Here is a 22,240-nt window from a genome sequence, read left to right as displayed (position 1 = left end):
CTTGAATAATTATCAACTGAGAATTATTTGCAGATACTCATGACTCCCATCGCCTCTGGTCATCCGCGCATCCTTTCCATCGAAGACGATCTCGTGCTCGGTGCTTATGTCCATGAGCATCTGGGCCGCAGCGGCTTTCAGGTGACCTGGTGCCAGAACGGCCAGGAAGGCCTCGCCGCTGCCCGCGAGCAAGCCTTCGACGTGGTGTTGATGGACATTCTGTTGCCCGGACTGGACGGGTTGTCAGTGCTGACGCAATTGCGCCAGAGTCACTCCATCCCGGTGTTGCTGATGTCGGCGCTGGGGGCCGAAGCGGATCGCATCAGTGGCTTTAGCCTGGGGGCTGATGATTACCTGACCAAGCCGTTCAGCATGGTCGAGTTGCGGGTACGCATCGAAGCGATCCTGCGCCGCGTCGCCCTCGACCGTCAGCCGACGCCGGCAGCGATTGCGCCGCCGCGGGACAGCTTGCATTTCGACGATGAACAGTCCGAGGTTTTTTACGGCCAGCGAGCCGCCGGCCTGACCCGCAGCGAATACCGCTTGCTGGAAACCCTGAATCGCAATGACGATGAAGTGTTGAGCAAAGCCTTCCTTTATCAACATGTCCTGCAACGCGGTTACTCTGCCCATGACCGCAGTCTGGACATGCACATCAGCCAGATCCGCCGCAAGCTCAAGGCCATCGGCTATACCGAACGCGAAGTGCGGACGGTCTGGGGCAAGGGCTACATTCTGAGCGCCAGTGATGAAATGTAATGTGCCGGGCCGGCACTCGCTATTCTGGAAGCTTGCCTGTTTGCTGGTCGCATTCTGTTTGCTGATGATCTGGTTGAGCTGGTCCTGGGGTCGTTATATGGAACAGCGCAATCAGTTCCTCTCCGATGATGCCCGCAGAACCCTGACGCACTACGCCGCCGAAGCCGAACAAGCCTGGCAGTTGCGCCAGAACGCCGGCATCGATGACTGGTTGCAGACGATGCATCAGCGGGAAAAAGGCTGGGTCGGTGTCATCGGCGGTGATTTGCAATCTTTGAGCAACCAGTCACTTTCGGACAAGGAAATCGAGCGCCTGACCTTCCTGCGCGGATTGGATTGGCCGATCCACAAAAAAGGCCGGCCGTGGATGCGGGTACCGTTCCCTGGCGACCCGTCCACCGGGAGCCTGGTAATCGAGTTGCCCGAACGCTTTCTGCCGGGACAATATCGGGTGTTCTGGCGGGTGATCACCAACGGTGTGATTCCGGGCTTGTTCACATTGCTGTTATGCGTCGGGCTGTATCGCCTGTTGGTGGTACCACTCAATCACTTGCGTGCTCAGGCCAATGCCTGGCGGTCCGACCAATTGAGTGTGCGGCTGTCGAGCCGCACGACCAATCGTACCGATGAGCTGGGTGAACTGGGCAGAGCGTTCGATCATATGTCCGAACGTCTGCAAAGCACGGTTGCGTTGCAACAGCAATTGCTGCGCGACCTGTCCCACGAATTGCGCACACCGCTGAGTCGCCTGAGGGTGGCCAGTGAAAGCGAGCAGGGCCTGGAGTCGTTACGCGAACGTATTGGTCGTGAAGTCGACGGCATGCAGCGATTGGTGGAAGACACGCTGCAATTGGCCTGGCTCGACACCGAACGCACCCGATTGCCTGATGAAGCGATCCAGGTCCAGGCATTGTGGGAAATGCTCACCGAAAACGCCTGCTATGAAAGCTGCTGGCCGAACGGGCAGTTGCTGTGTTCGGTGGACGCTTCCTGCTGGGTTCGCGGCCATCTCGATACGTTGGCCCAAGCGCTGGAAAACATGTTGCGCAATGCTATTCGTCATTCACCCAAGGGCGGCATCGTCCTCCTTGGTGGCCGGCGTGACGGCGAGTACTGGCATCTGTGGCTGGAGGACCAGGGTGGCGGCGTGGCGCAAGCAGATCTGGAACGGATCTTCCTGCCTTTCACCCGCCTCGATGGCTCGCGGCCCGGGGACGGCGGGTTTGGTCTGGGCCTTAGCATCGCGAGGAATGCGGTGCAGCGACAGGGCGGGCAGCTGTGGGCCGAGAATACGGGTAGCGGGTTGCGGATGAACATGCGGCTGATCGCGGATGAAAGCCAAGTCAGTGATAGCGCTTGCGCCAGCAAGACTGCGCCTGCACTGGCGTCCCTTCAAACCCAGTAAGTGCGAGCTGCAAGGTCAGCCAAGCCCTCAACATCTGCTCACGCCGGAGCGTTCCGGCATTGTTGTACGACATTTCCGAAAGGGTATCAGCGGCATTTTCATACTTCCTTGACCGATTAAGCTCTGGCCTTCAATCATCCTCAAGGAACTGAACATGACTGCACCGGACGTAACCAGCGGCACATCAGATGATCGTTTCAGCGAAGTGCTCGCGCTGATCCACGGTGCCAGACAGCAGGCCATTCGAGCGGTCAATACGCAACTGATCGAGTTGTACTGGCAGGTCGGTGCTCATATCAGTCGCAAGCTGGAACGGGCCGAGTGGGGCGATTCCGTGGTCGGTCAATTGGCTGAGCATCTGGCGAGGACGCAACCGGGGTTGCGCGGGTTTACCCGGCGTAACTTGTTCCGTATGCGCCAATTCTACGAGGCCTATCGGGGCGATGAAAAAGTGTCAGCACTGCTGACACAATTACCCTGGACCCACAACCTGCTGATTCTGACTCAGAGCAAGGACCCTCAAGAGCGCGAGTTCTATTTACGTATGGCTATCCAGGAGAAGTGGTCAACTCGTGAGCTGGAGCGCCAGTTCAAGGCAGCATTATTTGAGCGCAGTGTTACTCAGCCGGCAAAAATCTCAACAGCACTGAAACAAACCCACCCCTCGGCGCTGGAGATTTTCCGTGACGCCTACATGCTCGAATTTCTCGACCTGCCCGGAACCCATGCCGAAACCGATTTGCATCAGGGGCTGCTGGCGCGTCTCAAGGAGTTCCTGATCGAACTGGGCCGTGATTTCTGTTTTGTCGGCTCCCAATACCCGCTGCAAGTTGGCGGGCGGGATTTCGCCCTGGACCTCTTGTTCTTCCACCGGGGACTTAACTGCCTGGTAGCCATTGAACTCAAGGTCGGTCGTTTTGAGCCGGAGTATCTGGGCAAGCTGAACTTCTACCTGGAAGCACTGGACCGCGACGAACGAAAGCCTCATGAGAACCCTGCCATTGGAGTCCTGCTCTGTGCCAGCAAGGAAGACGAGGTGGTCGAATATGCGCTCAACCGCAGCCTTTCACCGGCGCTTATCGCTGAGTATCAGGTTCAACTGCCGGACAAACTGCTGTTGCAGTCCAAGCTGCACGAGTTCTACGCATTGAATGTCGGGCAGGCGGATGAGGACTGAGCCAGGACTTATTCCTGTTAGCCATAAGCACCACACTTTGCGTGATATGGCCTTCGAACGTTTGCCGGTATGATAGGCGCCCCCGCAGTCTGGATTGCGAATACGCCATGACCTTGCAGTACCCAACCATCGCCGATTGCGTCGGCAACACTCCGCTGGTTCGTTTGCAGCGCCTGCCTGGCGCCACCAGCAACACCCTTTTGCTCAAGCTTGAAGGGAATAACCCGGCGGGTTCGGTCAAGGACCGTCCGGCGCTGTCGATGATCACCCGCGCCGAATTGCGTGGGCAGATCCATGCCGGCGATACGCTGATCGAAGCGACTTCGGGTAACACCGGTATTGCGTTGGCCATGGCCGCCGCGATCAAGGGTTACAAGATGATCCTGATCATGCCGGACAACTCCAGCGCTGAACGCAAGGCTGCCATGACCGCTTATGGCGCCGAGTTGATTCTGGTCAGCCAGGAAGAAGGCATGGAAGGCGCCCGCGACCTCGCCCAGCGCATGGAGGCCGAAGGCCGTGGCAAAGTGCTGGATCAGTTCGCCAATGGCGACAACCCCGAGGCGCATTACACCACCACTGGCCCGGAAATCTGGCGTCAGACCCAGGGCACCATCACCCATTTCGTCAGCTCCATGGGCACCACCGGCACCATCATGGGGGTTTCGCGGTACCTGAAAGAACAGAGCGACGCCGTGCAGATCATCGGCCTGCAACCGATGGAAGGCTCGGCGATTCCGGGTATCCGTCGCTGGCCCCAGGAATACCTGCCAAAGATCTATCAGGCCGATCGCGTGGACCGGATCGTCGACATGGCGCAAAGCGAAGCCGAAGACGTGACCCGTCGACTGGCCCGTGAAGAAGGCATCTTCTGCGGCGTGTCCTCGGGCGGCGCAGTGGCAGCGATGCTGCGTCTGTCCAAAGAAGTTGAAAACGCGGTGATCGTCGCGATCATCTGCGACCGTGGCGACCGTTACCTGTCGACCGGCATTTTCGACGCGCCCAACTGATGGCCAAACATGAAAGAGGCCTGCGCTTCCAGCCCACCGGCGGCAGCAAGGCCCCGCAAGTCCCGACCGGCAAAAAACAGCGCCTGACCATCGAGCGCCTGGCCAATGACGGTCGCGGTATCGCGTTTTTCGAAGGGCGTACCTGGTTCGTCATCGGCGCATTGGCCGGTGAAGAGATCGAAGCGCGTGTACTTGGCGCCCACGGCAAAGTGGTCGAGGCGCGCACCGAACGGGTGTTCAAGGCCAGCGAACTGCGCCGCCCGGCACCGTGCGCCCATGCCGGCCGTTGCGGCGGTTGCAGCGTGCAGCATCTGCCACATGATGAACAGCTCGCCCTGAAACAGCGCATGCTCGCCGAGCAGTTGTCCAAGGTCGCCGGCGTCGAGCCCGAAGAGTGGGCTGTCCCGTTGAGCGGTCCAGAGTTCGGCTACCGTCGCCGCGCCCGCGTAGCCGTGCGATGGGACATGAAGGCCAAGATGCTCGAAGTCGGTTTCCGCGCCGCCGGCAGCCAGGACATTGTCGGCATCAATGAATGTCCGGTGCTGGTACAACCCTTGCAGCCGATCATGACCGGCTTGCCGCCGATGTTGCGCCGCTTGAGCAAACCTCAGGCGCTCGGGCATGTGGAGTTGTTCAGTGGCTCATCCCTGGCGGTTTTGCTGCGACACATGGCGCCATTGTCCGAAGGCGACCTGACCATTCTCAAGGATTTCTGTGCGCTCCATGAAGCCCAGTTGTGGCTGCATGGCGACGGCGAGCCGCAACCGGTCGAGGCCGGTCAGTCGCTGGGCTATCGTCTTGAGCAGTGGGATCTGGAGTTGGCTTATCGTCCAGGGGATTTCATTCAGGTCAACGCCGGCGTCAACGAAGCGATGGTTGCCCAGGCGCTGGACTGGCTGAAACCTGCGACGGATGAGCGGGTTCTCGATCTGTTCTGCGGTCTCGGCAATTTTGCCTTGCCGCTGGCCAAGTCCACTCGCGAAGTGGTGGCGGTGGAGGGCGTGCAGACGATGGTTGATCGGGCGGCGGCAAACGCGGCTAGCAATAATCTGCATAACGCGAAGTTTTTTCAGGCCGATTTATCCCAGCCGTTGACCGATGCCGAATGGGCGCGGGAAGGCTTTTGTGCGGTACTCTTGGACCCACCGCGTGACGGTGCTTTCGAGGTTGTGCGCAAGCTCAGGACGCTGGGTGCCGAACGGTTGGTATATGTGTCGTGCAATCCGGCAACTCTGGCGCGCGACACGGTCGAATTGATCAAGCAGGGCTACCGGTTAAAACGTGCCGGGATTCTCGATATGTTTCCTCAGACGGCACATGTCGAGGCCATGGCGTTATTTGAAGCGAGCTAGGATGCTCGTCTGGTCCGACTGGCCCACCCGTGCAACCGCGCATCAGCCCGACGTGGGCGCACGGGCAACGAAGGTCAGCGATTTGACGCATTGAATCTGCGTCGTAGGGAAGGTAAGCAAGATGGTACAGGTGAGAGCACACCAGCCGATCAACACCGACGGCAGTATCAATCTCGAGGCTTGGCTCGATCATGCGGTCAGTGTCGATCTGGCGCTGGATCGCGAAGCCTTGAAAGAGGCTTGCGAGTTCGCTCGCGAGTCTGAGCAGCAGGCCAATGCGGCCAAGAATTTATGGTCGGAAGGCAACTCGAGTTTCCGTACCGGCCTTGAAATCGCCGAAATTCTCGCCGACCTCAAACTCGATCAGGATTCGCTGGTCGCTGCGGTCCTGTACCGAGGCGTGCGCGAAGGTCAGATCCCGTTGCCGGCGGTCAGCCAGCGCTTTGGTCCGGTGGTCGCCAAACTCATCGACGGCGTGCAGCGCATGGCGGCTATCAGCGACAGTCTGAGCCCGCGTAAATCCATGGTGATGGGCACTCAGGGGCAGGTCGAAAACCTGCGCAAGATGCTGGTGGCGATGGTCGACGACGTGCGTGTCGCCTTGATCAAGCTGGCCGAGCGCACCTGCGCGATTCGTGCGGTAAAAACCGCCGACGACGAAAAGCGCAACCGCGTGGCCCGTGAAGTCTTCGACATCTACGCGCCGCTCGCCCATCGTCTGGGGATCGGTCATATCAAATGGGAGTTGGAGGACTTGTCCTTCCGCTACCTTGAGCCCGATCAGTACAAACAGATCGCCAAATTGCTGCATGAACGGCGACTCGATCGTGAGCGTTTCATCAGCGAGGTGATGAGCCAGCTGAAAAACGAATTGCAGGCCACCGGCGTCGATGCAGACATCAGTGGCCGGGCCAAACACATCTACTCGATCTGGCGCAAAATGCAGCGCAAAGGTCTGGAGTTCAGCCAGATCTACGACGTTCGCGCCGTGCGTGTGCTGGTGCCGGAAATGCGCGATTGCTACACCGCGCTCGGCATCGTCCACACCCTGTGGCGGCACATTCCCAAAGAGTTTGACGACTACATCGCCAACCCCAAGGAAAACGGCTACCGCTCGCTGCACACTGCTGTGATCGGTCCGGAGGGCAAGGTGCTGGAAGTGCAGATCCGCACCCACGCCATGCACGAAGAAGCCGAGCTGGGGGTTTGCGCACACTGGAAGTACAAGGGCACCGACGTCAAATCCGGTTCCAATCACTACGAAGAGAAAATTTCCTGGTTGCGGCAGGTGCTCGAATGGCACGAGGAACTGGGTGACATCGGTGGCCTGGCGGAACAGTTGCGGGTCGATATCGAGCCTGACCGGGTCTATATCTTCACCCCGGACGGTCACGCCATCGACCTGCCGAAGGGCGCGACGCCACTGGACTTTGCCTACCGCGTGCACACCGAAATCGGTCACAACTGCCGTGGCGCCAAGATCAACGGGCGCATCGTGCCGCTCAACTACAGCCTGCAAACGGGTGAGCAGGTCGAGATCATCACCAGCAAGCATGGCACCCCGAGTCGTGACTGGCTCAACCCGAACCTGGGTTACGTCACCACCTCGCGGGCGCGGGCGAAGATCGTTCACTGGTTCAAGCTGCAGGCCCGCGACCAGAACGTCGCGGCCGGTAAAACCCTGCTTGAGCGCGAGCTCAATCGCCTCGGTCTGCCGGCGGTGGACTTCGACAAGCTGGCCGAGAAGGCCAACATGAAAACCGCCGAAGACCTGTTTGCCGCGCTCGGTGCCGGTGATTTGCGCCTGGCGCAGTTGGTCAACCTGGCGCAGCAATTGGTCGAGCCGGAACGCGGCAACGAACAGTTGGAACTCATCCCGCGCAAGGCGACCGGTTACAAGCCGGGCAAGCGCGGCGACATTCAGATCCAGGGCGTCGGCAACCTGATGACCCAGATGGCCGGCTGCTGCCAGCCGCTGCCAGGGGACGCAATCGTCGGTTACATCACCCAGGGCCGTGGCGTCAGCATTCACCGCCAGGACTGCGCATCGGTGTTGCAATTGGGCGGACGCGAGCCAGAGCGGATCATCCAGGTCAGCTGGGGGCCGGTGCCGGTGCTTACTTATCCGGTAGACATCGTCATTCGGGCCTACGACCGTTCCGGCCTGCTGCGTGACGTTTCGCAGGTGCTGCTCAACGAGCGAATCAACGTGCTGGCGGTCAACACCCGTTCGAACAAGGAGGACAACACGGCGCTGATGTCCCTGACCATCGAGATTCCGGGGCTGGATGCATTGGGGCGATTGCTGGGGCGGATTTCCCAATTGCCGAACATCATCGAAACCCGGCGTAACCGTACGCCGTGAAGAACGACGCCGATCAACTGTGGGAGCTGGCTTGCCAGCGATGGCATCACCTCGATTCTCCTCAGAGATCGAGTTGTCCGCATCGCCGGCAAGTCAGCTCCCACAGGTCTTGTTGAGACTGACCCGATGTATTCACTTGAAGACTTGCTTCATCTGATGAACCGCCTGCGCGACCCGCAGTACGGTTGCCCGTGGGACATCAAGCAAACCTACGCCACCATCGTTGCGCATACCCTTGAGGAAGCCTACGAAGTCGCCGACGCCATCGAACGTGGTGACTTCGATCATTTACAGGGCGAACTCGGCGACTTGCTGTTCCAGGTGGTTTATTACAGCCAACTGGCCCGGGAAGAAGGGCGCTTCGAGTTCGACGGTGTGGTCGACAGCATCACCCGCAAACTGATCCGCCGGCATCCCCACGTGTTCCCTACAGGTGATCTCTATGCGCCGCTGGATGTGCCTCGGTTGACCGAAGAGCAAGTCAAGCAACGCTGGGAAGAGATCAAGGCCGAAGAGCGCGCGGAGAAATCTGCGGCACCGCTGCAGCTGTCGTTGCTCGATGACGTGCCCGCTGCATTGCCGGCGTTGTCACGCTCGGCAAAATTGCAGAAACGCGCAGCGCAGGTGGGTTTCGACTGGCCCGATGCTCTGCCGGTACTCGACAAGGTCCGCGAAGAACTCGACGAAGTCCTCGAAGCCATGTCGCAAAACGATCCCGAGGCGGTGGCTGGCGAGATCGGCGACCTGTTGTTTTCCGTGGTCAATCTTGCGCGTCATCTGAAGATTGACCCGGAAACCGCACTACGTGGCGCCAATGGCAAGTTCGAGCGACGTTTCCGTTTTATCGAACAGGCATTGCGCGACACCCACCGACCCATGGAAGATTGCACCCTCGAAGAGTTGGACGCCTTGTGGGGCGAAGCCAAACGTCAGGAAAAGAATTTGCCCAGCTGCGGTTGAGCAGTTGCCTAAGTGAGTAATAAGCACCATGAGCATTTCCCTTCGCGACCAGTTGCTCAAAGCAGGGCTGGTCAACCAGAAGCAGGCCAAGCAGGTCAGCAAAGACAAACAGAAGCAACAGCGTCTGGCCCACAAAGGCCAGGTCGAACTGGATGATTCCCAGCAGCGTGCAGCCCAGGAAGCCATGGCCGAGAAGGTCAAGCGCGATCAGGAGCTCAATCGCCAGCAGAAGGAAAAAGCCGAAGCCAAGGCCCGTGTCGCGCAGATCAAGCAATTGATTGAAGCCACGCGCCTGCCGAAGCTGACGACTGAGGATTACTACAACTTCGTCGATGACAAGAAGGTCAAGCGTCTGTCGGTCAATACGCTGATGCGCAACAAGCTCAGCAATGGTTCGCTGGCCATCGTGCATCATGCCGGTGGTTATGAAGTCATTCCCCGTGAAGCGGCGCTGAAGATCCAGGAGCGTGACCCTCAGCGCATTGTGCAGCTGAACGTGAAGACGGAAGAAGTCGCAGCCGAGGACGATCCGTACGCGGCTTACCAGATTCCTGATGATCTGATGTGGTAATCCATTTGTCTTGTTAGCGAACTTACATGTTTGCTGGCAATTCACTTGATTTTTATATTGAGCCCGAAACATCGTATCGATACGATCTTTCGGGTTTTCTTTTGCCAAAAATACTTTACTTGCAAGTGAAGTTGCACTGCGGAGAAAACCCAATGGAATGAATTTTATGACATAAGGATATGTTTGATGTTGATCAATATTGCTTCGTTGCGCCAACCTACTTTTAAATCACAATTTTCCAAACAAAGACCGTCCTACCTATCCATCAATGATTATCTGACGAGCGAACTCGATGCGCGGGTTGATCATGTGCGCTGGAAAATAAAGGTCGCAGCCAAGGCCGCTCGCGAGCGGCATGCGGGTGCCGCCTGTCTGTTCTTTACCCTGCCCGAGTTCTTCTGGAACATACCCTGGCACGTCGTGCAGAGTGAGGAGGAACTTCACGAACTGAACTCCGCTTACCTTGAAAATCTATCGGCTGCTGTCATGACGTTGATGGAGGATCTCCCGGTTGAGCATTATGGGAAAATCGTTTTGCTGGGAGGAAGTTGCGCAAGCCTTATAAAAATTGAGCAGAGCGACTCCAATCATTACGAGGCCATCAATTATTTGCTGGTCATCTCCAACAAAGAGTATGAGGTGGATAAACCGCTTATTTCGATGTGGCCAAAACGTTATGTGTCAGGTATCGATTTTGGCCGGCATGTCGGGACATCGGCGGGGTATTGGTACTTTAATCTTTTCGGTGACTTTGTTGTAAAGGTCAAGGCGCTCAGCAGTGTGCAAGCCGAACACAGTTACTTCGACAGTTATGAAGGAAGATTTTTGAACAATCTTGTTCCCGGCTGTCCGTTCGGCGTCAATCTGTGCCTTGATTATTCGTTGCTTAAAGAGGGCGAGCGAGACGAGGAGATTGAACTGAAAAACTCGAAGATCGATTTTCTGATTGCTTGTGGCATGGGCTTGGACTACAGCAAACGACATCTGCCATCGATACAGTACTCCGTCAGGAACGACGGTTTCGACGATGGGGAATGCGAGGTGGTCAGACATGACGCGGGAAAGATCGTCGGGGTTGTCCCTTCAGTGGTGATCGATGGCGATGTTCATCTGGCTTCTTTGCGCATTACGTAACGTGTCAGATTGCGCTGCAGCTCACTGTGTAGGAAGGGCGAGCTGCAGCGAGGGCACGTTTCGTGTTCAGCCAGTCATGAGTTCGCGTTCATGTTCCAGCATTTCCAACTCGGCCTTGTAATTCTGGGCGTCGGTCTCGCTATGGAACATCCCCACCAGCAATTCCTGTTGATGTACATCCCAGATCCGGATACCGGCGGCTACGCCTTCATGGGACATTTTTGAATCGTCGCGTTCAGTTACTTTTACAGTCATCTGCTAGCTCCAATCTCTGTTATCTGCAGCAAGGCATGTGCAGGACTCTGTTATATGATTTGGTAGCTTGCTAAGTAAACGACTGGCTTTGGAAAGGGTTTGTTGCAGAATTGGAAACAGTCCTGCAGCCCACGGAAACCGCGACATTCAGTCGCAGGGCGTTTGGTTGCATGACAAAAGCTTCATCTTCCATCGACACATTTCATCCTGTGGGAGCTGGCTTGCCAGCGATAGCGGTGTGTCAGCCGATGCTGATGTTTGCTGTGCCGACGTCATCGCTGGCAAGCCAGCTCCCACAGGTAATATGTCAGCCTGGTGAATTCAAAAGGCAAAAAAAAACGCCCCGAACCAGTCGGGGCGTTTTCATGTGTGGCTCAGCGAGGAATTACTTGCCTTCCCAGCGCTTCAGTACCAGCGTGGCGTTGGTGCCACCGAAACCGAAACTGTTGCTCATCACAGTGTTGATGGTGGCGTTCTCGCGGGTCTTGGTCAGCACCGGCAGGTCGGCCACTTCAGGGTCCAGCTCGTCGATGTTGGCGGAGCCGGCAATGAAATTGCCTTCCATCATCAGCATGCAGTAGATCGCTTCGTGAACGCCGGCGGCGCCCAGGGAGTGGCCCGACAGGCTCTTGGTGGAGCTGATGGCCGGAGCCTTGTCACCGAACACTTCACGCACACCTTTCATTTCCGCGACGTCGCCGACCGGAGTCGAGGTGCCGTGGGTGTTCAGGTAGTCGATCGGGGTGTCGACGGTGGACAGTGCCTGCTGCATGCAGCGAATCGCACCTTCGCCGCTTGGGGCGACCATGTCATAGCCGTCGGAAGTCGCGCCGTAGCCAACGATTTCCGCGTAGATCTTCGCGCCGCGAGCCAGAGCGTGTTCCAGCTCTTCGACCACGACCATGCCGCCACCGCCGGCGATGACGAAACCGTCACGCTTGGCGTCGTAGGCACGGGAAGCTTTTTCCGGGGTTTCGTTGTACTGGCTGGACAGTGCGCCCATGGCGTCGAACAGGAACGATTGGCTCCAGTGTTCTTCTTCACCGCCGCCGGCGAAAACGATGTCCTGCTTGCCCATCTGGATCTGTTCCATGGCGGTGCCGATGCAGTGCGCACTGGTGGCGCAGGCAGAAGCGATGGAATAGTTCAGGCCCTTGATCTTGAACGGAGTGGCCAGGCAAGCGGAAACGGTGCTGCTCATGGTCCGCGTTACGCGGTACGGGCCGACGCGCTTGACGCCTTTCTCGCGCAGGATGTCCAGCGCTTCCATCTGGTTCAGCGTGGAGGCACCACCGGAACCGGCGATCAGGCCGGTACGCGGGTTGGACACTTGCTCTTCGGTCAGGCCGGAGTCAGTAATGGCGTCTTTCATGGCCAGGTAGGCATAAGCTGCCGCGTGGCCGACGAAACGATAGATCTTGCGATCGATCAGTTCTTCGAGATTGAGGTCAATGGAGCCGGAAACCTGGCTACGCAGACCCATTTCAGCATATTCCGGGTTGAACCGGATGCCAGGGCGGCTTGCACGCAGGTTAGCGGAGACGGTCTCTTTGTCATTGCCCAGGCACGAAACAATGCCCAGACCAGTGATAACGACGCGGCGCATGCGAATAACCCTTAGAAGTTGTCAGTGGAGGTGAACACGCCGACCCGGAGGCCTTCGGCGGTGTAGATTTCGCGACCGTCGACAGTGACCGAACCGTCGGCGATGGCCAGGTTCAGCTTGCCCTTGAGGACGCGTTTGATATGGATGTTATAGGTGACTTTCTTGGCGGTCGGCAGGACCTGGCCGAAGAATTTCACTTCGCCCGAACCCAGCGCACGACCGCGGCCCGGCAGGCCTTGCCAGCCGAGGAAGAAGCCGACCAGTTGCCACATGGCATCGAGGCCCAGGCAGCCCGGCATCACCGGATCACCTTCGAAGTGGCAAGCGAAGAACCACAGGTCCGGATTGATATCCAGCTCGGCGACCAATTCACCTTTGCCGTACTTGCCACCCTCTTCGCTGATCAGCGTGATGCGATCAACCATCAGCATGTTCGGGGCGGGCAGTTGCGCGTTACCTGGGCCGAACAGCTCACCGCGACTGCAGCGCAGCAGATCTTCCCGGGTAAAGGCGTTTTGTTTGGTCATGCGAGCTCCTCAATAGTCCCATGCGGCAGGTGGGGCAAATCTTCCCGACCGTCCGAAGCATTCATGCCTCGAACCGGCAGCCTACTCATAGACTATTGCGTTGTGGTGAAAGTCACAGCACCAAGGACATGAATGTACACTTGTGCACTGAAATTTTTATTCAAGCCCCTTTATGGGCCTGTTCGGGTGTCTAAGACTGCCGCACTTTCGCCTTTGACGCCAGTCACAGATGGTCGAAAGGCCTGTACTACCGCACCCAGCGCTGCAGAATTTGCTGTAGATCATTACGTTTGAATGGCTTGGCCAGGTAATCGTTCATCCCCGCCGACAAGCAGGCTTCGCGGTCGCCCTGCAAGGCATTAGCCGTCAAGGCGATTATCGGCAAGTCGGTGCAGCCGGGTAACTGGCGAATCTGTCGGGTGGCTTCATAACCGTCGATGATCGGCAGGCGGCAGTCCATCAGGATCGCTTCGAAAATCAGACTTTCGGCACTGCGCACCGCCTGCGCGCCATCGGCAGCGACGCTGACAGTAAAGCCCAGACTGCGCAACATTGCTTCGATGACGGTTTGATTGACCGGGTTGTCTTCTACCAGCAGGACATTGCGGCCCTCACCGTCGCCATCGCCCGCAGGCATGCGTGAGGTCAGCGCCGGTAATGATTGTTGACAGAGTGCCAGCGGGATCTCGAGGGTGAACACCGAACCACGACCTTCTTCGCTCTGGGCACGCAAAGTCCCGCCCATGCGCTCCGCAAGCGTGCGGGCAATCGGCAGACCCAGGCCGGTCCCGCCGTAGCGTCTGGAAATTGAGCTGTCGGCCTGTTGGAATGCGTTGAACATCAATTCCAGACTGTCGGCCGGAATGCCGATTCCGCTATCGCGCACGCTGCAGGTAAACCACAGCAATTCATGATCCAGTGATTGCCACTGCGGTTCGATGGTTACGCGGCCCTGCTCGGTAAACTTCAACGCGTTGCCGACCAGGTTCACCAGAATCTGCCGGATCCGCGTCGGATCGCCTCGTACCTGCAATGCGCGCATGTCCTGAGGAATCTGCAACTGCAGCTCGAGCCCGCGTTGCGCAGCGCTGTGCTGGAAGGATTGGGCGCAGGCGCTGATCAGGTCGGCCAGGTTGAACGGGATATGCTCCAGCTCCAGTTCCGAGCGTTCGATACGCGAGAAATCGAGAATGTCGTTGATGACCTTGAGCAAATGTTCGGTGGACTCCGAGGCCAGTGCCGCGTACTCGACCTGTTCCTCGGTCATCTCGGTGGTTTCCAGCAATTGCAGCATGCCCAGCACGCCATTCATCGGCGTACGCAATTCGTGGCTCATCATGGCCAGGAAGTCGGACTTGGCGTTGTTGGCCTTTTCCGCTTCTTCGCGGGTCTGGATCAATTGCTCCATGGCTTGCTGCTGTTCGCGGCTGGCCTGTTCGAGACCGCTGGCGAGATTGTTGATGTGTTGCGACAACGCGCCCAGTTCAGTGTCGTCGACGATCGGCAGCGGAGTCTTGTAGTCGCCTTCCTGAATCGCCTTGACTGCGTTGCCGATATCACGGATCGGTTGCGACAGGCTTGCGGCCAGGCGTCGGGCCAGCAGGAAAGTAAACAGCAGGGCGAACAGTGCCAGAATGGCGGCCTTGAGCAGGATTTCCTGCTGGCGCTGACTGAACGCATCATTGGACAGGCCGACGATCACCCGACCCAGATAATCCTCGACAGGAGCGGTGGTGGCGACCTTGCTGTTCTGGAAAAAATCGTTGTGCAGCGGCACCCGTTGCAATCGCACGGGCGCCTGGAATACTTCGACCTGATGCGGTCGATTGTGGCTTGCCGACGGCTGCTCGACGTACACGAGGATCCGGTTGGCGCTGTCCTGGACCTCCAGAAAACGCACGTTGGGCGTGGCGAGTGTGGCTTTGAGCAGACTTTCCAGCACTTCGTTGTTGCCGGAAATTACCCCGTATTCCGTGGCCGGAGCGAGCTGGTTGGCGATGAGTTGGCCGGTGTGGTTGAGCTCCTGACGCAGGTCCTGGATCCGCACGAACGTGAAGAAACTGATCAACAGCAAGGTCAACAGCAGGGCAGGGCCGAGGCTGATGATCTGGGTGCGGGTATTGATGTCCCAACGGCGACGGAAGGTCATGGGCGGCGTTCTCCTTCGGCCAGCAGGGTTGCAACAGAAGATTCATTGATCTGCTCAATACCTAGTGAACGAGCCACCTGCGGGTTACTTGAGACTTTGAAACGGTGCGGGTAATACGTGCGCGGCCAAGCGGCGGGTGGCTGGTCGAGCAATTGATCAAGCATCGCCAGCCAATCGTTTTGATCGCTGTAACTGCTGGCCAGGCTTCCAGCCTTGACGAATCCGGCGTTGGGGCCGATCAGCGCCAATTGTCGGGCATAGCTGCTGAGCAACAGGTTTTTCGCGGTTTTCGAGTTGTACAGATCAGGGTCATCGAGGCCGAGCAATACGTCGCTTTTGTTGAGCAGCGTTTGCAAGGGGCGACTGTCCTGGGTGTTGTCCCAGCGCTCGCTGACCACCTCAAGCCCCAGTGGCCGGGCGGCCTGGCGCAGTTCTTTCAAGAGGAACTCGCTGTGACTGTCATACAGCACGCCAATGCGTTTCACTTGGGGCAACAGGATTTGAATCAGGCGCATCTGGCGGTCCGCAGGTGGATCGCTCCAGAGCAGACTCAGCTGTGCAGGCACCGCGTCACCCAAGTGTTGCCGGGCTTGCAGACGGCTGATACGCAACACCAGGGTCGGCGGGCCTTGGCTGTCCTGCAGGCGCCAGTCGAGGCTCGGCAAATCGAGCAGGATCAAACGGATGTCCACCGGCAGTTTGCCCGGTGCCGGCAAAGTGGCCAACGGCTGGAAACGCACGTTATCGGCAGGTCGCAACTCGCGCAGGGCCTGAACGAAGGATTGCACCCCGGAGCTGTCTTCTGCCCCGGTCAACAGAATGTCCGCGGCGTTGGCCGAAAGGCTGCCGAGCCAGCCACTGACCACCAGGCACAGCATGGCCAGCAGATGGCCCAGGCCTGGCGTCTGGCGGGGCGGACAATAAGCCATCTTAAAGTGCCAGCTCCGCGCTGAAGTACATCACTTGGCGCTCGTCATAATTATTGTCAATGAAGGTGGTCGGTTGATGATCGAGGCGGTGCTGGAGCACGCCAGCCAATTCCAGGCTGGCTTTGCCCAGACGGATACGTTTGGCGATGCGCGTGTCGATTCGTTCGAAGCGGTAGCCGTTCAAGGCGTCGTCACCGTAGTAGAAAAGCGCGCTGTTCCAGCCTTTGCCCCAGTCGCGCATCCAGCCGGCGGAACCGCTATTGCGAGCCGTCTGTTGTGCGTCCTGAGGATTGCTCGCGTCGACATCGACGTAGGCGTAGGTAAAGCGCAAACGGTCAGCGTCGTCGACACGCCAGTCGAGCTGGGTTTCCGCTCCGGAAAATCGCGCGGTGTTGGCGTTACTGGCGATGAACTGATTGTTGCGCAGCGGTTCGCTGATCATGCCGGTGATTTCGTCATGGAACAGCTTTACGTCAAGAGCGAGCCTCTGTCCGGCGAAGTATCCGTTATAACCCAGTTCGCGAGAGCGCATATGTTCCTGGTCGAGATTGCCGGGGCCGCGGGTCTTGACGAAGTAACGGGCGCTGGACTGGCCATAGGCCGTCGGTTGCAGGTTGGTGACGCGGTAACTCCAGTTGACGCTGTTTTCGAACATGTCCGGCGAACGGATGGCTTCGGAGTACACCGCCCGCAAGCCATGGCGCGGGTTGATCAGGTAATTGACCGCCACCCGCGGCGTCAGTGAGTTGCCGATCAACTGCGTATCTTCGAACATCGCGCCGCCTTGCAGCAGCCAGTGTTCGCTGGCGCGCCACTCGAGTTGGCCGAATGCCCGCCACGTGGTGTCATCGAGGGTGCCATTGAAGTAAGTCTCGGAATCTGCCCGGTCGTAACGATAGTTCAAGCCGCTGACCAGTCGCAGACTATCGGACAGACTCAGGGTGTCCTGCAGTTCCAGATCGTAGCGGGTCTCCCGGGTGCTTTGATCGATGTCGCCGCAAACGGTCTGCCGGGCACCATTTCGCCATTGATCGAGCGCCTGATTGGCCAATGCTTGCTCGGTGGCCTCGCCGGGAGGGGCGCCGGGGCCGGTAAAACGTTCGATATTGCGTGCCAGGCGTTCGGTGTAGTTTGGGTTGAGCTGCCAGAGTTCGGTCAGTTGCGGACTGAACGAGATCTCGGCATCGCACGCGCGCCAGGTTTGCTGGCGATCCCAATGCTGGGCTGAGCCCTGGACATACAGACTGTGGTCGGGATTGATATCGAGGTTCCAACGCAACGAGCCGGCGTAATCCTTGGCGGTGACGTCAGAATTGTCGCCGGCACGGGTAATCCCCGAAAACACTGGACGGTAGGTATACGGCCGCTGATTACTGCCTTCTTTGGCGTTCAATTGCCAATCGATGCTTTGGCGTTCGTCGAGCGCTTGGCTGACGGCCAGATTGAAGCGATTCAAACGGCGGCTGTCGCGATAATCGGCGCCGTTGCGGTCGGTGTCGAAGCCGTCGTCCTGCTGGCCGGAAAACGACAGGCGTAGATCTCCGTCATTCCAACCCACGCCCTGGCTGGCGTAAAAATCGTTGATGCCGCGTTGGCCACGAGTGACTTTCATCCGCGTGCCATGGCTGTCGGCCGGGTTGCGCGTGATGATATTGACCACCGCCATCAGCGCATTGGCGCCATAGCTGACGGTGTTCGGGCCGCGGAAAACTTCGATGCGCTCGATATCCTCCATGGCCACCGGAATGTCGCTCCAGTCCACCGTAGCCAGGCCGGCGCGGTACACCGAGCGACCGTCGATCAATACCTGCATGCGCCGCGCTTCGCTGGCGCTGGTGCCGTGATAATTCACCGTCGCCTGGTTGCCGCTGATGTTGCCGACCATCATTCCGGGCACCAATCGCAGCACTTCACTGATGTCCCGGGCACCCGTGGCATTGATCAGCGCACTGTCGATCACGGTCATGCTTCCCGGAACGGCCGCTGGCGACTGTTTAAGGCGCGTGGCCGTCAGCACCTGCGGCAACGGTTCGCTATCGAGGAACAAGTCGTCTGCCAGCAATGGCGAGCTGAAGACCAGCGCCAGCACCAACGGCGAGCGAGGTGAAGGAGAACCCAGTGACACAACACATCCTTGTCAGCAATTGATGGCGCGCATGTTAACCGAGGCCGATGACTTTTCCAGTCACGATGTCAGCATTTTCCTGGGGTTTTATCCTGCAACTTTCAACTTGCGCCGGTAATTGACACAGGGGCTGGCCGACACTGGGGCGCTCCGTATAATGCCGACATCGCCACTGGTATGGATTAACGGATTACATATGACTGAACAGCGCCCGATTGCGGTCCTGGGAGGCGGAAGTTTTGGTACCGCCGTGGCAAACCTGCTGGCCGAAAACGGTCACCAGGTCCTGCAGTGGATGCGTGACCCTGAACAGGCCGAAGCCATTCGGGTCAATCGTGAGAACCCGCGTTATCTCAAGGGCATCAAGATTCTGCCCGGCGTGACGCCGGTCACCGATCTGCAAGCCACCCTTGAAGCCTGCGATCTGAGTTTCGTTGCGCTGCCATCCGGCGCGTTGCGCTCGGTGCTGGCACCGCACGCCGAGCGTCTGCGCGGCAAGATGCTGGTGAGCCTGACCAAAGGCATCGAGGCTCATACGTTCAAATTGATGAGCCAGATTCTCGAAGAGATTGCCCCGCAAGCACGCATCGGCGTGTTATCCGGGCCGAACCTGGCCCGCGAAATCGCCGAACATGCGCTGACCGCCACGGTGGTTGCCAGTGAAGACGAGGAACTCTGCGAGCGGGTTCAGGCCGTGCTGCATGGCCGCACCTTCCGTGTGTACGCCAGTGCGGATCGATTCGGCGTGGAACTGGGCGGCGCGTTGAAAAACGTCTACGCAATCATTGCCGGCATGGCCGTGGCACTGGAGATGGGCGAAAACACCAAGAGCATGCTGATCACCCGGGCGTTGGCGGAAATGACCCGCTTTGCGGTCAATCAGGGCGCCAACCCGATGACTTTCCTCGGCCTGGCGGGCGTGGGCGATTTGATCGTGACCTGCTCCTCGCCGAAAAGCCGCAACTATCAGGTCGGTTTTGCCCTCGGTCAGGGCTTGAGCCTGGAAGAGGCGGTCAATCGCCTGGGTGAAGTGGCCGAAGGCGTGAACACCCTCAAGGTGCTCAAGGCCAAGTCCCAGGAGGTGGGCGTTTATATGCCGCTGGTCGCCGGGCTGCATGCGATTTTGTTCGAAGGGCGCACGCTGGAACAGGTGATCGCGCTGTTGATGCGTGGTGAACCCAAAACCGATGTCGACTTTATTTCCACCAGCGGTTTCAACTGAGCCCACCCCTTAACCGGAACGGAGTGAGACATGAACGATCAGAAAGTAGAAGCCAAGTACGAATCCATCCTGCTGCGGGTGTTGTGGATGGTGGTTTTTGTGCTGGTCTGGCAAGTGGCGCAATTCATCCTGGGTGCCGTGGTGCTGGTGCAGTTGATCTATCGTTTGATTTACGGCGCCCCGAGCGCCAGTTTGATGAACTTCGGCGACAGTCTGAGCCAGTTCCTGGCTCAGATCGGTCGGTTCGGCAGTTTTCACAGCGACCAGAAGCCTTGGCCGTTCGCCGATTGGCCGACGCCGCGTACGCCGGAAGGTGAAGCGCCGCACGTCGTGGCGCCAGCGCCGCATCCGGCCCGAGATGAGGAACCCAAGCTATGAAACTCTGGGTATTGCGTCATGGTGAAGCCGTACCACACGGCTCCCGCCCCCACGATTCGGAGCGGGAACTGACGGACCACGGTCGTGAAGAAATATTGCGCAGTGCGGCACTGCTGATCGGCCAGCCGCTGACCGCGATCTACGCCAGCCCCTACCTGCGCGCACAGCAAACAGCGCAGTTGGTGCGCGAAGCGTTGGGTTTCGAACCGGAAATTCGCACTGTCGATTGGCTGACACCGGACACTGATCCGGACAAAGTGGCCGAGCAAATGGTTGCGGTGAGTGACGTACTGCTGGTCAGTCACAACCCGTTGGTGGGCAATTTGCTGAGCTATTTGCAACACGGTGCCGGACACCCACCGGAGCGGATCAGCACTGCCGGGCTGGCGGAACTCGAAGGCAGTGAACTGCTGGTCGGCTCGATGAGGCTCAACAGCGTCAAGCACCCATAGCCGTCTTTGATTTTTCTTATGCAGGAGCGAGGCTTGCCCGCGAAGCTTTCGGCAATTCAGAGGCTCCCTTCGCGGGCAAGCCTCGCTTCTACAGGCAGAGAGGGCTTGAAAAAAATCGTACAAAATAGCTAACCAAGCACTTGCTTGGTTGACTACGCTTGCTCCAGAACAAAAAAACAGGAGCGAGTCGCATGTCTGCTGCTTTTCGTTTGCCGCTGGACGTTTTCTACGAGCGTGAAGCCCGTCATCCGCGCCAGCGCTTTTTGGTGCAGCCCGTTGGCGGTGGGCAAGTCGAGACCCTGACCTGGGCCGACGTCGGCCATCAGGCCCGCTGTGCAGCACATTGGTTGCGAGCGCGGGAGTTGCCACAAGGCAGCCATATCGCCCTGATTTCGAAAAACTGCGCCCACTGGATCATTGCCGACCTGGCGATCTGGATGGCAGGCCATGTCTCGGTGCCGTTGTACCCGAACCTGACGGCCGAATCCGTGGCCCAGGTGCTGGAGCATTCTGAAGCGGTCCTGGCCTTTATTGGCAAACTCGACGACTGGCCCGGTATGTCCCGAGGGGTGAGCCCGGACTTGGTGACGATCAGCCTGCCGCTGCATCCGCCTGGCACCTTCGATTTCAGCTGGGCCGATCTGCAACGCAGCTCACCGATCCAGGACGATCCCAAGCCTGCCGCCGATCAACTCGCGACGATCATCTACACCTCCGGCACCACCGGCATGCCGAAGGGCGTGATGCACAGTTTCGGTAACCTTGGGTTTGCGACCACACGTGGCACGTCGTTATTCGGCCTCAACGAGTCGGACCGACTGTTGTCCTATTTGCCGTTGTGCCATGTGGCCGAACGGATGTTCGTCGAACTCGCCTCGATCTATACCGGGCAAACCGTTTTTTTTGCCGAGAGTCTCGATACTTTTCTCACCGACCTGAAACGTGCGCGACCGACGGCGCTGTTTGGCGTACCGCGGATCTGGACCAAATTCCAGATGGGCGTGTACAGCAAGATCCCGGCAAAACGCCTCGATTTTTTGCTCGGCTTGCCGTTTATCGGCAAGCGGGTTGGGCACAAGGTGCTCGCCGGGTTGGGGCTTGATGCGTTGCGCGTGGCCTTGTCCGGTGCCGCGCCGGTGCCACAGACCTTGTTGCTGTGGTACCGCAAATTGGGCCTGGACGTGCTGGAGGTCTACGGCATGACCGAAAGCTGTGGTTACTCGCACATATGCCTGCCGGGCCAGAACAAACCCGGCTGGATCGGCAAGCCATGCCCCGAGGTGGAAGTGCGCATTGAGGAATCGGGCGAAGTGCTGGTGCGCAGCGGCGCGACCATGCTCGGCTATTTCAAGGAACCGCAGAAAACCGCTGAAACCATCACCGAGGACGGTTTCCTGCGGACCGGCGACAAAGGCGAAGAGGACGCCGAAGGCAACTTGCGCCTGACTGGGCGTTTGAAGGAAATCTTCAAGACCAGCAAAGGCAAATACGTGGCACCGGCACCGATTGAAAATCGCCTGGCGGTGCATTCGCGCATCGAACAGGTTTGCGTGGTCGGCGATGGCTTGAGTGCGCCGTTGGGGCTATGCGTACTCTCGGCCGTCGGGCAACAGGAGGCGCGCGCGGGGTTGCATTCAAGCCTGGAAAAACTGCTCGAGGAGGTCAATGCCGCACTCGACAAGCACGAACGTCTGCGGCGTCTGGTGGTGGTCAAGGACAGCTGGGCCGTGGAAAACGGCTTCCTCACGCCGACCTTGAAGATCAAGCGCAACGTCATCGAAGCGGCTTACGGTGGGCAATTCGAAGAATGGAGCGAGCGCAGCGAAGCGGTGCTGTGGCAGGATTGAGTCACGAACAAAACCAA

Annotated in this window: 19 protein-coding genes; 13 read left to right on the top strand and 6 right to left on the bottom strand. The window is 58.6% G+C overall.

Going from position 1 to position 22,240, the window contains the following annotated elements; all coding sequences use genetic code 11:
- The first annotated feature begins 39 nt into the window (after positions 1–39).
- The 9 genes from D8U69_RS12650 to D8U69_RS12610 all read left to right on the top strand — a co-directional run bounded on the left by D8U69_RS12650 (position 40) and on the right by D8U69_RS12610 (position 10,733).
- Entirely contained in the window at positions 40–759 is a 720-nt protein-coding gene (locus D8U69_RS12650; protein WP_130906337.1) for a response regulator transcription factor, read from the top strand.
- Entirely contained in the window at positions 749–2,164 is a 1,416-nt protein-coding gene (locus D8U69_RS12645) for a sensor histidine kinase (protein ID WP_130907418.1), read from the top strand. Before D8U69_RS12650 ends, D8U69_RS12645 begins: the two co-directional genes overlap by 11 nt.
- Positions 2,165–2,318: 154 nt before the next feature.
- Complete coding sequence (locus D8U69_RS12640) at positions 2,319–3,341, top strand: PDDEXK nuclease domain-containing protein (protein WP_130907417.1); 1,023 nt, start codon at positions 2,319–2,321, stop codon at positions 3,339–3,341.
- A gap of 107 nt (positions 3,342–3,448) precedes the next feature.
- On the top strand, positions 3,449–4,351 hold the full coding sequence (gene cysM / locus D8U69_RS12635; RefSeq protein WP_056853124.1) for a cysteine synthase CysM: 903 nt from the start codon (positions 3,449–3,451) through the stop codon (positions 4,349–4,351).
- A complete protein-coding gene (gene rlmD, locus D8U69_RS12630) occupies positions 4,351–5,703 on the top strand; it encodes a 23S rRNA (uracil(1939)-C(5))-methyltransferase RlmD (protein ID WP_130907416.1) in 1,353 nt (450 codons plus the stop codon). The genes cysM and rlmD overlap by 1 nt, the downstream gene beginning before the upstream one ends.
- A 121-nt stretch (positions 5,704–5,824) precedes the next feature.
- The gene (gene relA / locus D8U69_RS12625) at positions 5,825–8,068 is read left to right on the top strand and encodes a GTP diphosphokinase (RefSeq protein ID WP_056853122.1); all 2,244 of its coding nucleotides are present in this window, start codon (positions 5,825–5,827) and stop codon (positions 8,066–8,068) included.
- A 126-nt stretch (positions 8,069–8,194) separates the two neighbouring features.
- On the top strand, positions 8,195–9,028 hold the full coding sequence (gene mazG / locus D8U69_RS12620) for a nucleoside triphosphate pyrophosphohydrolase (RefSeq protein ID WP_056853121.1): 834 nt from the start codon (positions 8,195–8,197) through the stop codon (positions 9,026–9,028).
- Between the two features lie 28 nt (positions 9,029–9,056).
- Complete coding sequence (locus D8U69_RS12615) at positions 9,057–9,599, top strand: DUF2058 domain-containing protein (RefSeq protein WP_056853120.1); 543 nt, start codon at positions 9,057–9,059, stop codon at positions 9,597–9,599.
- Positions 9,600–9,785: 186 nt separating this feature from the next.
- Positions 9,786–10,733, top strand: coding sequence for a hypothetical protein (locus D8U69_RS12610; protein WP_130906333.1), 948 nt, complete (start codon positions 9,786–9,788; stop codon positions 10,731–10,733).
- Between the two features lie 66 nt (positions 10,734–10,799).
- Here D8U69_RS12610 and D8U69_RS12605 read toward each other — a convergent pair whose 3' ends face one another.
- From D8U69_RS12605 to D8U69_RS12580, 6 genes are all read right to left on the bottom strand, one after another.
- Positions 10,800–10,988: a hypothetical protein gene (locus D8U69_RS12605; protein ID WP_056853118.1), complete on the bottom strand. Its 189-nt coding sequence runs from the start codon at positions 10,986–10,988 to the stop codon at positions 10,800–10,802.
- A gap of 385 nt (positions 10,989–11,373) precedes the next feature.
- A complete protein-coding gene (fabB, locus tag D8U69_RS12600) occupies positions 11,374–12,594 on the bottom strand; it encodes a beta-ketoacyl-ACP synthase I (protein WP_130907415.1) in 1,221 nt (406 codons plus the stop codon).
- Positions 12,595–12,605: 11 nt separating this feature from the next.
- Positions 12,606–13,121, bottom strand: coding sequence for a 3-hydroxyacyl-[acyl-carrier-protein] dehydratase FabA (gene fabA, locus D8U69_RS12595; protein WP_003227150.1), 516 nt, complete (start codon positions 13,119–13,121; stop codon positions 12,606–12,608).
- Positions 13,122–13,368: 247 nt separating this feature from the next.
- Positions 13,369–15,270 (bottom strand): ATP-binding protein, encoded by a 1,902-nt coding sequence (locus D8U69_RS12590; protein WP_056853117.1) that lies wholly within the window; start codon positions 15,268–15,270, stop codon positions 13,369–13,371.
- The gene (locus D8U69_RS12585; RefSeq protein ID WP_130907414.1) at positions 15,267–16,199 is read right to left on the bottom strand and encodes an ABC transporter substrate binding protein; all 933 of its coding nucleotides are present in this window, start codon (positions 16,197–16,199) and stop codon (positions 15,267–15,269) included. The genes D8U69_RS12590 and D8U69_RS12585 overlap by 4 nt, the downstream gene beginning before the upstream one ends.
- A 1-nt stretch (position 16,200) precedes the next feature.
- The gene (locus D8U69_RS12580; RefSeq protein WP_130907413.1) at positions 16,201–18,324 is read right to left on the bottom strand and encodes a TonB-dependent receptor; all 2,124 of its coding nucleotides are present in this window, start codon (positions 18,322–18,324) and stop codon (positions 16,201–16,203) included.
- A 196-nt stretch (positions 18,325–18,520) separates the two neighbouring features.
- On the opposite strand from D8U69_RS12580, the gene D8U69_RS12575 reads away from it, so the two are divergent.
- The 4 genes from D8U69_RS12575 (at position 18,521) to D8U69_RS12560 (ending at position 22,223) form a co-directional block, all read left to right on the top strand.
- On the top strand, positions 18,521–19,546 hold the full coding sequence (locus D8U69_RS12575) for an NAD(P)H-dependent glycerol-3-phosphate dehydrogenase (protein WP_130904803.1): 1,026 nt from the start codon (positions 18,521–18,523) through the stop codon (positions 19,544–19,546).
- Positions 19,547–19,576: 30 nt separating this feature from the next.
- On the top strand, positions 19,577–19,924 hold the full coding sequence (locus tag D8U69_RS12570; protein WP_056853113.1) for a DUF4389 domain-containing protein: 348 nt from the start codon (positions 19,577–19,579) through the stop codon (positions 19,922–19,924).
- Positions 19,921–20,376, top strand: a complete 456-nt coding sequence (gene sixA, locus D8U69_RS12565; protein ID WP_130907412.1) for a phosphohistidine phosphatase SixA — start codon at positions 19,921–19,923, stop codon at positions 20,374–20,376. The genes D8U69_RS12570 and sixA overlap by 4 nt, the downstream gene beginning before the upstream one ends.
- A gap of 191 nt (positions 20,377–20,567) precedes the next feature.
- The gene (locus D8U69_RS12560) at positions 20,568–22,223 is read left to right on the top strand and encodes an AMP-binding protein (protein WP_130907411.1); all 1,656 of its coding nucleotides are present in this window, start codon (positions 20,568–20,570) and stop codon (positions 22,221–22,223) included.
- The last annotated feature ends 17 nt before the right edge of the window (positions 22,224–22,240 follow it).

Origin of the sequence: Pseudomonas sp. Sample_16 (assembly GCF_004307665.1) — a bacterium.
Classification (GTDB): Bacteria; Pseudomonadota; Gammaproteobacteria; order Pseudomonadales; family Pseudomonadaceae; genus Aquipseudomonas.
The sequence above is the reverse complement of the archived record's forward strand: the minus strand, read 5'-3'. Positions and strand labels throughout refer to the sequence as shown.